This is a genomic window from Pseudomonas imperatae, from assembly GCF_057128625.1.
Genome location: NZ_JBSKHP010000079.1, coordinates 1 through 612, shown reverse-complemented (window position 1 = coordinate 612; position 612 = coordinate 1). Strand labels below are relative to the sequence as shown.

2 tRNA genes and 1 rRNA gene are annotated in these 612 nt (G+C 47.9%); all 3 read left to right on the top strand.

The window, feature by feature from the left end:
- Positions 1 to 86, top strand: a 16S ribosomal RNA gene (locus ACWKWX_RS32690); the annotation flags it as partial.
- A gap of 81 nt (positions 87 to 167) precedes the next feature.
- Positions 168 to 244 (top strand) — tRNA-Ile (locus tag ACWKWX_RS32685).
- Between the two features lie 10 nt (positions 245 to 254).
- A tRNA-Ala gene (locus ACWKWX_RS32680) sits at positions 255 to 330 on the top strand.
- Positions 331 to 612 lie beyond the last annotated feature (282 nt).

Below are 612 nucleotides of genomic sequence, written 5' to 3'. Positions count from 1 at the left end.
GGACGGTTACCACGGTGTGATTCATGACTGGGGTGAAGTCGTAACAAGGTAGCCGTAGGGGAACCTGCGGCTGGATCACCTCCTTAATCGACGACATCAGCTGTATCATGAGCTCCCACACGAATTGCTTGATTCATTGAAGAAGACGATAGAAGCAGACCGAAATTGGGTCTGTAGCTCAGTTGGTTAGAGCGCACCCCTGATAAGGGTGAGGTCGGCAGTTCGAATCTGCCCAGACCCACCAGTTTCTTGTTGGGGCCATAGCTCAGCTGGGAGAGCGCCTGCCTTGCACGCAGGAGGTCAGCGGTTCGATCCCGCTTGGCTCCACCACTTACTGCTTCTAAAGCTTAGAAATGAATATTCGCATCGAATATTGATTTCTGAACTTTATCAGAATCGTTCTTTAAAAATTTGGGTATGTGATAGAAAGATAGACTGAACGTTACTTTCACTGGTAACGGATCAGGCTAAGGTAAAATTTGTGACTGCTCTTAATTGAGCAAGCATGCAAATTTTCGGCGAATGTCGTCTTCACAGTATAACCAGATTGCTTGGGGTTATATGGTCAAGTGAAGAAGCGCATACGGTGGATGCCTTGGCAGTCAGAGGCGA